The 9,464-nt window shown below is 73.3% G+C and carries 11 protein-coding genes; 6 read left to right on the top strand and 5 right to left on the bottom strand.

Translation table 11 applies throughout. The features are described from left to right. Positions 1–245 (top strand): hypothetical protein (locus tag MHY49_RS18085; protein ID WP_239206487.1); only part of this gene is annotated, 245 nt, incomplete at its 5' end. 67 nt (positions 246–312) lie between these two features. On the opposite strand, the gene MHY49_RS18080 is transcribed toward MHY49_RS18085, so the two are convergent. Continuing rightward, positions 313–1,203, bottom strand: coding sequence for a DNA-3-methyladenine glycosylase (locus MHY49_RS18080; RefSeq protein WP_239206485.1), 891 nt, complete (start codon positions 1,201–1,203; stop codon positions 313–315). Continuing rightward, the gene (locus MHY49_RS18075) at positions 1,203–1,592 is read right to left on the bottom strand and encodes a VOC family protein (protein WP_239206483.1); all 390 of its coding nucleotides are present in this window, start codon (positions 1,590–1,592) and stop codon (positions 1,203–1,205) included. Before MHY49_RS18075 ends, MHY49_RS18080 begins: the two co-directional genes overlap by 1 nt. Before the next feature lie 186 nt (positions 1,593–1,778). Here MHY49_RS18075 and MHY49_RS18070 point away from each other — a divergent pair, with 186 nt between their 5' ends. After that, positions 1,779–2,222, top strand: coding sequence for a MarR family transcriptional regulator (locus MHY49_RS18070; protein ID WP_239206481.1), 444 nt, complete (start codon positions 1,779–1,781; stop codon positions 2,220–2,222). A gap of 34 nt (positions 2,223–2,256) precedes the next feature. Here the strand turns inward: MHY49_RS18070 and MHY49_RS18065 are convergent, their stop codons facing one another. Beyond that, the gene (locus MHY49_RS18065; protein WP_239206479.1) at positions 2,257–2,871 is read right to left on the bottom strand and encodes a TetR/AcrR family transcriptional regulator; all 615 of its coding nucleotides are present in this window, start codon (positions 2,869–2,871) and stop codon (positions 2,257–2,259) included. A 104-nt stretch (positions 2,872–2,975) separates the two neighbouring features. Between MHY49_RS18065 and MHY49_RS18060 the strand changes: the two genes are divergently transcribed. From MHY49_RS18060 to MHY49_RS18045, 4 genes are all read left to right on the top strand, one after another. Continuing rightward, on the top strand, positions 2,976–4,322 hold the full coding sequence (locus MHY49_RS18060) for an MFS transporter (protein ID WP_239206477.1): 1,347 nt from the start codon (positions 2,976–2,978) through the stop codon (positions 4,320–4,322). 75 nt (positions 4,323–4,397) lie between these two features. Next, a complete protein-coding gene (locus tag MHY49_RS18055; RefSeq protein ID WP_239206475.1) occupies positions 4,398–4,643 on the top strand; it encodes a hypothetical protein in 246 nt (81 codons plus the stop codon). A 71-nt stretch (positions 4,644–4,714) separates the two neighbouring features. After that, on the top strand, positions 4,715–5,065 hold the full coding sequence (locus MHY49_RS18050) for a type II toxin-antitoxin system RelE/ParE family toxin (RefSeq protein WP_239206473.1): 351 nt from the start codon (positions 4,715–4,717) through the stop codon (positions 5,063–5,065). Positions 5,066–5,144: 79 nt separating this feature from the next. After that, positions 5,145–5,375, top strand: coding sequence for a helix-turn-helix domain-containing protein (locus tag MHY49_RS18045; RefSeq protein ID WP_239206471.1), 231 nt, complete (start codon positions 5,145–5,147; stop codon positions 5,373–5,375). Positions 5,376–5,435: 60 nt separating this feature from the next. Here the strand turns inward: MHY49_RS18045 and MHY49_RS18040 are convergent, their stop codons facing one another. Together MHY49_RS18040 and MHY49_RS18035 are read right to left on the bottom strand one after the other, a co-directional pair. Further along, positions 5,436–5,732, bottom strand: coding sequence for a hypothetical protein (locus tag MHY49_RS18040; RefSeq protein ID WP_239206469.1), 297 nt, complete (start codon positions 5,730–5,732; stop codon positions 5,436–5,438). Between the two features lie 77 nt (positions 5,733–5,809). After that, the gene (locus MHY49_RS18035; RefSeq protein ID WP_239206467.1) at positions 5,810–9,427 is read right to left on the bottom strand and encodes a S41 family peptidase; all 3,618 of its coding nucleotides are present in this window, start codon (positions 9,425–9,427) and stop codon (positions 5,810–5,812) included. Between the last annotated feature and the right edge of the window lie 37 nt (positions 9,428–9,464).

The raw sequence follows: 9,464 nt of genomic DNA, 5'->3' as shown, positions 1-9,464 counted from the left end.
CAGCCGCTCCCCCGCCCGACGACGACCCCCGCTGGGTGCGCCCCGCCGATCCGGCGCCGCGCACCCCGGCCGAGGCCTTCGAGCGCGGGAACGCCGCGATCAACCGCACTCTCACTCCCGATGCGACCGTCCCGATCGCCCACCTCGCCCGGGAGGACGAGCCGCCTGCCCCGCCCGAGCCGGACGTCTCCCGCGACCAGGACCCCGTCGGCCGCGCGATCGACCGCATCGCCGTGCGCTTCTGACGGCCGCGGCGTCGGGCCCGCCGGTCGTCGGCCGATCGGTCCGGCGACCTGGCGGCGCCGGCGGGGGTCATTCCCTGCCGGGACTCCTGCCCTCGATCTCGCCCGTGCGCTCCTCGCGTCCGATGCGCAGCAGCACGGCGGCCCAGGACCTCAGGGGCCGCCAGGCGGAGCTCACCGTCGCGACGTCGGTGCCCTCGCCGTAGCGCTCGGTGATCTCCTGCGCGAGTCGGCGCTCGTGACGGGGGAGGGCATCGGGGGCGTTCGCTCCGCGGATCACCACGAGCTCGGCGGCGAAGGGGCCCAGGCCCCGGATGCCCTGCACCTCGGTGAAGGTGTCGTCCGGGTCGAGGCCGCGGAGATGCTCGCCGTCCAGGGTCCCGTCGAGCGCGGCGCGGGCCACGGCGCGCAGGTACTCCGCCTTGCGGCCGGGCAGGTCGAGATCCGCCTCGAGCAGCGCCTGCGGGGCGGGGAAGGCGCCGTCCTCTCCCAGGTCCGCGGTGAGGCGCTCGTGCAGCGAGGCCGCCTGGGTGATGCGGACGCGCTGGGAGAGCACGGCCCACGCGGCCGCCTCGTAGGGCGAGTGGAAGCCGCAGGGGCGCAGTCCCGGCAACTCGTGCTGCAGATCGCCGATCACGGGATCGTGCTCGCCGATCGTCGGCCACGAACCGGCGTCGACGTCGAGGGAGAGGAAGCGCGCGACCTGCGCGATCGCCGCCTCGGGATCCCTCGGATCTCCGCCGTCCGTGCGGCCGACGGAGATCCGGGCAATGGGTCCGTCCTGCGTGACCTGCGCCCGGAGCGACTCCCACGTGCGGTCGGCGCGGAACACGGTGGTCAGCGGGCCCTCCTGGGAGGGGAGCCGCTGCGGGGCGAAACCCTCCCAGAAGCGGCGGCTCGTGCTGAGCGGCCAGGGTCCGCGGACCTCGAGGTCATGCGTGACGGTGCGGCCGGCCGCCATCAGGCGGGGTCCTGCGCGGTGTGCGCGGTGTGCGCGGTGAGCGCGTACCCTTCGGGGCCGACGAACGTCAGGGTGCGGCCGAAAGGCGAGTCGGTGACGGGGCCGAGCACCTCGACGCCCGCGCCGACGAGGTGCTCGTGCAGGGCATCGGCGTCCTCGACCGCGAGCCACAGGGCGACCCCGACGCCGGGCCGCGGGCTCGCCGCGTCGAGGTCGGTGCCCGGCAGCGGCTCGCGCACGGCGAAGGGGATCGGCGAGGTGCCGAAGACGACGGCGCCCGGAGGGGACGCGGGCGCGCGTCGCAGACCGAGGTGCTCCTCGAAGAAGGTCGCGGCGGCGTCGAGGTCGCGCACCTGCAGGGCGATGAAGTCGGGACCGGCGGCGGTCATGGTGGATCCTTCCGATCAATATCAGGACACTGATATACAACCGCCAGGACCAAGCTATGTCAAGATGCTGATATGGATGGATCGGGATCGGAGCCGGGTTCGGACGCGAGCGCGGGTGCGGGTGCGGAGATCGGCGGAGTGTCGGGCGGGGTCGCTGCACCGGTCGCCGCCGAGGATGCCGGCGCCGTGGTCTCGGCTCCCGGCGATCTCGGGCGACGGATCGGCTACGTGCTCAAGCGCGCGCAGGCGTCGCTCCACTCCCGGATGGACGCGAGGCTGCGGCCGCTCGGGCTCACGGTGCCGCAGTACGTGTGCCTCCAGAACCTCCGGCTGCGCCCCGGGCAAACCAGCGCGGAGCTCGCCCGTGCCGGCTTCGTCACCGCCCAGTCCATGCACAGCGTGGTCACGGGCCTGCAGACCCGCGGGCTCGTCACGCGGCCCGCCTCCGCCCCGAGCGGCCGGCGCCTGCCCGTCGAGCTCACCGACGAGGGGGAGGGGCTGCTCGGCGAGGCCGACGGGCAGGTGCGAGAGATCGAGCGATCGATGCTCGGCGCGCTCGGCGCCCCGGGGGCCGAGCAGCTGCTCGACGGCCTGGGCGCGCTCGTGCGGGTCCTCGACGACAAGGGGTGAGGAACCGGGCCGCGGTGACCGGCCCCGGAACAGGTCACTGCGGAGTCGCGCACCGCGTCAGCAGTTGCGTGGCGAGGCGTCGTGCATCTCGCAGGCGGTGGGCGTCCCCGTCGATCCCGCGATGCGCGATGGCGCCCTCGAGCAGCAGGAAGAGGTGCTCGGCGACGTCCTCGGCCGCAGGTGACTCCACGTATTCCTCGACGAGCGCTCCGAGTCGCATCCGCACATGCGCCTTGTGGGCGCGCACCATTGCCTGCCCCGGGTGGTCCGGGGGCAGCTCGCCCGCGGCGTTGAGGAAGGCGCAGCCGCGATCCGTCTGCTCGGCGTCCTCGTAGGCCTCGAACACGGCGAGCGCCCGCGGCGGCGACGCGGCGGCGACGTGCGTCTCGAGCGTCCTCCGCCAGGCCTCGTCGCGGAGCTGGAGGTAGGTGGCGACCAGCGCGTCCTTCGAGCCGAAGCGATCGTAGAGCGTGCGCTTGGTGACCCCTGAGACCTCGGCGATCGTGTCCACCCCGACCGCATGGATCCCGTTCTCGTAGAACAGGGGGCCCGCTGCCTCCAGGATGCGCTGCGCGCCCGGGGTCAGGTGTGCCGTTCGGTCAGGATCGGCGGGCGGTGCCGTCCCGCGCGCCTCTCGTGCGTCATCCATGTCGTCCCCTCCGTCTCCTCTGCTTCCGGATTGACTTCACCGATCAGTGAAGTCTAGCGTGCGAGGGTACTTCACAGCCCTGTGAACCTTACCGAGGAGCGTTCGTGGACCCGAGCAGTCACACCGAGAAGCGCGGCGACACGGATGCGCGCATCGCACGGCGGCCGCACGGCACCGCTGCACGGGCGCTCGGCACGGATGCCCTGCTCGCCGTCGTCGCACTCGCCCTGATCGGCGTCTGCTACGGACTCGCCCGGTTCGCCTTCGGTCTCTTCCTGCCGACATTCCGCGAGACCTTCGACCTCACCTCCCGGACCGCGGGCCTCATCGCGTCCTCGAGCTACCTCGCCTACTGCGCGGGCATCATCGGCGCGGTCGCGCTCTCCCCCCGGTTCGGATCGCGCACGGTCGCGCTCACCGCCGGAGTCCTGGCGACCTCGGGGATCACGCTCGTCGCCACGGCCATCAGCCCCGCGATGCTGCTCGGCGGAGTGGCGATCGCCGGCGCCAGCACCGGCGTCGCGTCGCCGCCCCTCGCCCAGGCGATCGCCCGCTGCGTCGCCCCGGCCAGGCGCGACCGCGTGCAGTCGATCGCGAACGCAGGCACGGGAGCCGGCGTCATGCTGTCCGGTCCCGTCGCCCTGCTCGGCCAGGATCATTGGCGCCTGTCCTGGGGTCTCTTCACGCTCGCGGCCTTCGCGGTGTGCGTCGCGGTCGCCGTCGTGGTCCCCCAGGTGCGGATCGTGCCGACGGGCGCGAGGCGCGGAGGACCGGGGGCGGGGCGTGGTCGCGATGGTGCCGAGCGCGGTGAGCGAGGGTCGCGGACCCGAGTCGCGGGCGGCCCTGGGCCGGCCGACGCCCGCACGACGAGCACGCTCGCCCTCGCGCGGCTCATGGGGGCGGCGGCCGTGATGGGGGCGGCGAGCGCGATGGTGTGGACGTTCGGGCAGGACCGGATCGCGGGCGCCGACGGGGCGGGGCCGCAGGTGGGAGTGACCGCCTGGATCGTGCTCGGCGCCTGCGGCCTCGGGGGCGCGGCCGCCGGCGACCTCGTGCGTCGCCTGGGGACGCGCGCCGCCTGGGCGCTCCTCATGGGGCTCCTGGCCCTGTCGACGGTCGTGCTCGGCATGGCCCCCGACAGCCCGTCGGCCGCGATCGCTGCGTGCGCAGCCTTCGGCGCCGCGTACGTCGCTCTCACAGGGCTCGTCCTGGTGGGGGCGACCCGCATCCGTCCGGAGCGGACAGCGGTCGTGGTGGGCGTCGGCTTCCTCGCGATCGCCCTGGGTCAGACGCTCGCCACACCGTTCTGGGGAGCCGTCGCTGACCGGGCGGGAGCCGAGGCGGCGTTCCTCGGTGCGGGCGTGCTGGCGCTGGCGGGTGCCGTGGTCGCGCCTGCGGGGCGGAGGGCTCGAGCGCACAGTCGGAGCGGCTCCGAAGCTGCGGGCGGCTGAGCGTCACGGGCCGGGCGGTCAGACGCTCACCTCGATGTGCGCGCCGTGGACGAGGTCGAAGGGGGTCTCGGTGCCGTGCCCTCCCACACGGACTGGAAGCTCCGCACGGTCGACGCCGTGTTCGTCTCCCTCGAGACCGCAGGTGACCAGGTGCGTCTGCCGACCGCGCTGTGGCAAGGCGATCTCCTGGACCCGGCGGGGAGTGCGCTGATCAAGGGCATGCTCGGCCAGCAGCTCGCGCCGATCCGGATCAGCCGGATCCTGTCGTACCCGGGCGTCGTCGTCGCGGGCGAGACTCGCTCGGAGAGATCGCAGCGATGATCGTGGACGGGGTGCGCTCATCCCGGGGATGAGGCGTTGACGCTAGAACCTGGGGGTTCTAGAATCGGTTGATGTGGAGCGTGGACATCGAGCTGATCGCGCCGTGGCTTGCGGAGCTCGACCAACACTCGCGGGAGCAGGTCGTGGCCGCCGTGGAGCTGCTGGAGGAGCACGGGCCGCAGCTGGGCCGGCCGCTCGTCGACACCGTGACCGCGTCGCGGCATAGGAACATGAAGGCGCTGCGTCCCGGGTCCGCGGGGAGGACCGAGCTTCGCGCCCTCTTCGCCTTCGACCCGGCTCGTCAGGCGATCCTTCTGGTCGCGGGCGACAAGTCCGGTGACTGGAGGGGCTGGTACAAGCGGAACATACCTCGTGCGGATGACCTTTTCGATGCCCACGTTCGTCGCGTGAAAGGACGGTGACCCCATGGCCATGGAACTTGCAGAGTTCCTCGCCGACCACCCTGTGGATCGAACGAAGGTCGCGGCCCATAAGGAGCGGATGCTCTCCCAGGTGCGCGCGTACCGTCTGCGCGAGCTGCGCCGTGACGCCGGGCTCACGCAGGTGCAGCTCGCTGAGCGCATCGGGGTCTCGCAGAGACAGGTATCGAAGATCGAGCGCGGCGACGTGGAGAATGCGCGCGTCGCCACCATCCGGCGATATCTCGAGGCGGTGGGCGGAGACCTTGTTATCGAGTTCGTGATCGGGGACACGCGCGTTCAGGTCGCCTGAACCTCACGGAGCTGCCGTCGCACGCTGACCCCGAACGGCTCGTCGCGACGCAGAGGACGGCTACTCCGCCGCGACGTGCTTGCGAAGACGGCGGAGCGCGCTCTCGTACTCCTCTCGATACTCAGCCAGGGATTGCGGTGACAGCCTCCGCAGCTGGGTCGACAGCAGGTGCTCGGCGACGTCGACCCCGCAGTCGAACGCCCTTGCGACCTCCTGCGCGGGGTCGTCCGCGCGCAGCGCGGCCACGACCTCGTCCAGGCGCTCCGGGAGCGTGAGGAAGTGCGGCGTGAACCTCACGATGAACTCGTCCATCGCCCGCTCCTGCGGACTGCAGACCCGGTCTTCATCCGAGCTCACGCGCACTCCTTCCCCGTCCCTGGTCGGCTCTGTCGGACCCGTCGGCCCTGTCTAGGCCGCCCGGCCCGCCGGCCGCCTCAGCCCTCGCCGCCCCCGAACCGCGCCGGCGGCAGCGGCGGAGCCACGGCCGCGGGCGTCTGCTCGAGCGAGGCCAGGGCCTCCTCGATGCCGCGGCCGAGCTGCGGGTCCTTCCCCGCGAGCCACTCGTTGGGCGGGAACGGCACCTCGATGTCGGGGTCCACGCCGTAGTTCTCGATGGTCCAGTCCACGCCCGCGAACCAGCTCGCGTACTTCGGCTCGGTGACGCCCGTGCCGTCGACCAGGTCGAAGCGGCCGTCGATGCCGATCACGCCGCCCCAGGTGCGGGTGCCGATGAGCGGACCGATCTTCATGGACTTCGCGACCGCGCCCACGATGTCGCCGTCGGACCCGGCCTCCTGGTTCGTCACGAACACGACCGGCCCCCGCGGCGCGAACGCCGGGTAGGTCGAGGGCTGCTCTCCGCGCGGGTAGTCCCAGGAGACGACCCTGCGGGCCAGACGGTCGGTGACCAGCTGCGAGGTGTGGCCGCCGCTGTTGTAGCGCACGTCCACGACCAGGCCCTCCTTCGCGGAGGCATCCCGCAGGTCGCGGTGCATCTGGGCCCAGCCGCTCGAGACCATGTCGGGGATGTGCAGGTAGCCCAGGCGGCCGTCGGAGTGCTCGGCGACGAAGGCCCGTCGCGTGGCCACCCAGTCCTGGTAGCGCAGCTGCGACTCGTCGGCGAGCGGAGTGACGACCACGCGTCGGCGCTCGCCGTCGCGCTCGAGGACGATCTCGGTGGGCTTCTCCGCGCACCCCGCGAGCAGCGGCCCGGTGCCCGCGCCGGCATCGACCGCGCGCCCGCCGATCTGCACGATCGCATCGCCCTCCCGGGCCGCGACGCCGGGGGCGAGCAGCGGGGAGCGCGCATCGGGGTCCGAGGACTCCCCGCGCAGGATCCGCGCGATGACGAGCCGGGCGTCCGATCCGCCCTCGATCCGGAAGTCCGCGCCGAGCAGGCCGGGCGCGCCCTCGGTCTCGCGATCGCCGGGCACCGGCATCACGTAGGCGTGGCTCGTGCCGAGCTCGGCGACGACCTCCCACATCATGTCCACGAAGTCGTCGGCCGTGACCAGCCGATCCACGACCTCGTCGTACCACGAGACCATCGCGTGCCAGTCCTGCCCGTCCATGTCCGCGCGCCAGTACTGCTGCGCCATGATCCGGTAGTTGTCCCAGAGCATGCCGCGGCGCTCGAGCACCGGATCCACGCGCAGCGTCAAGCGCCCGAGGTCGATCGTGATGCGGGCGGGGTCCTCGTCCTCGACCTTGCGATCCGCGGGGATCTGCACGAACGCCTCGCCCTGCCGCGTGACCAGCTGCTTCCCGTCGCCCGAGACCCACACCTGGTCCACGCCCTCGGCGAGCACGGTGACCTTGTGGTCGGCGAAGGCCCACAGCTCGAGCGTCGGCTTCGGCGCCTCGTCCTCGAGGCCCGCGCGGGTCGTGCCCAGCACGCCCTCGGCCGGGTGGCGCAGCCAGATCACGCCGCCCGCGACGGCCTGCAGGTCCGTGAAGTGCCCGGAGGGGACGGGGAACGGGACGACCCGCTCCTCTGCGGCCTCGAGGTCGATCGTGGTCTGCGGCGGGCGCTCGGCGTCCTGCGCGCCCGCGGCGCTCGACGCGGTCGCCGGCGCGGACAGATCCGTCGGCGAGGGGGCGCCGCGATGGGTGTTGGTGCGTGCGCTCCCGGAGGAGGGATCGGCCGACGGCGAGGCCGGGCTCGACCCGGTCCCGGGGCCGCCGTGCCCCTCGCCGCCCGACTCCCCGGGCTTCTCCTCGCCGCCGGGGACCCAGCCGTCGGCGTCGGGCCCGAAGGGATCGCGCGTGGTCCGCTCGAGCGGCAGCAGGAACGGGCGCTGGGAGTCGACGAAGCCGAGGTCGAAGACGATGTCGTCGTACTGGGTCTCGAAGGTGCGGGCGGAGACGAACGCGAGGTGCTTGCCGTCGGCCGTGAAGGTCGGCGAGGACTCGAGGAACCGTCCGCTGGTCAGCGCACGGCCCGTCGGCTCCGGGTCCGCGACGTCGGAGACCATGAGCTGGGAGGCGAACTCGCTGCGCGGCTGCGACCAGGTGAGGAACCGCGAGTCCGGCGACCAGGCGAGGTCGCTGATCTCGCCGTGATGCGACGTCCCCACCTCGCGCACCGAGTCCAGACGCGGGGCGTCGGGGTGGTCCTCGGCGGCGTTCGCGTCCTTCCCGCTGGTGGCGGCGGGGTCGAGGATGCCGCGCAGGGTCACCACCCGCACCACGTAGTCGTGGGTGGCGATCGCGATCCGGGTGCCGTCCGGCGAGGGGACGGCGTGGAGGATGCGGCCGACGGGGCCGAGGTCGAGCGTGATCTGCTCGCCCTCGGCGTCGAGGCGGCGCAGGGCGAGGGCGTCGGAGCCCGTGCGGCCTGCGAAGGCGCCGGGGTTGGTGCGGTCGCCCTGGGCGAGCTCGTCGGTGACGATCACGGCGAACGGGGAGCGGCCCAGGGGCGCCGCCTCCCGGAAGCGCAGCCCGCACGAGCCCGCGAGCAGGCGCGAGGGCCCTCCGCGGTGGGTGAGGACGTGCGCGGAGCCCCGCCACTCGACCACGCTCGCGCGGGCGTCGAAGGTGGGGCGCATGGCCAGCAGGTTCTTGTGCGGGTCGGCCGCGCGCATGCGCCGGGCGGACCCCACGCCCGCGACGATCACGGGGATCTCGCGCGGCGCATCGTCGGGCCCGTCCATCGCGAAGAGGCGACCGCGGGAGGAGAACACGATCGAGGCGCCGTCGGACGCCGGATCGCGCAGATACCCGTCCTCGCTGGTCAGGTGCGTGTGCGCGCGCAGATCGGAGCCGTCCAGGGCGACCGACCACAGGTTGCCTGTGGCCCGGTCGGTGATCGCGGCGCCCTCGCCCGGGGTATCCGAGGCGAACAGCAGACGGTCGCCGACGAAGGCCAAGCGCGTCTTGTTCGCCAGCAGGTCGTCGCGCAACGGCTCCCACGAGCGCGCGGCATGGGCCTCGTGCGGGGCGTCGATCGCGAGGTCCTCGCGGCTGATCCACAGCCGTGCCGCGGTGCCGCCCTGGTAGTGCTTCCAGGTGGCCGGCTCCTTGCGCCACATGGTCGCGACCACGGTGGTGCCGGTGGACTCGTGCACCGCGACCTCGCTCGCGCGCCCGAAGGGCAGCAGCCCCGCACGGCCCTCGGCATCCAGTGCCCACAGCTGCGCATCGCGGGAGGACAGCGTGGCCCCGTGGCCGGTGGTGACGATGATGCGGCCGTCCGGCAGCCAGCCCGCGACGCGCGTGTGCCGATTCGCCCACCAGGTGAGGCGGCGCGCGGCGCCCGTCCCGTCGATCGGGACCAGGTGCACCTCCGGACTGCCGGTCGCGCGCGAGGTGAAGGCGACCTGCGTGCCGTCCGGCGAGATCCGCGGGTATTCGACGGGCGCGGAGTCCTCGCTCAGCCGCCAGGCGTGGCCGCCGGAGAGCGGGGCCGCCCAGACGGCATCGGCCGCGGTGAAGACGATGATCTCGCCGCGGACATCGGGGTAGCGCAGGTAGGCGCTGCCGGGAGCGGCGGGACTCGTCGAGGAGGGCGTCGAGGACGGATCGGTGGGCACGTCAGCGGGCGTCGATGGCATGTCGTCCACAGTAGGCCGGGATGCGCGGGGTGGGGAG

Origin of the sequence: Brachybacterium sp. ACRRE (assembly GCF_022346485.1) — a bacterium.
Lineage (GTDB): Bacteria > Actinomycetota > Actinomycetes > Actinomycetales > Dermabacteraceae > Brachybacterium > Brachybacterium halotolerans.
This window is presented reverse-complemented; position numbering and strand designations above follow the sequence as displayed.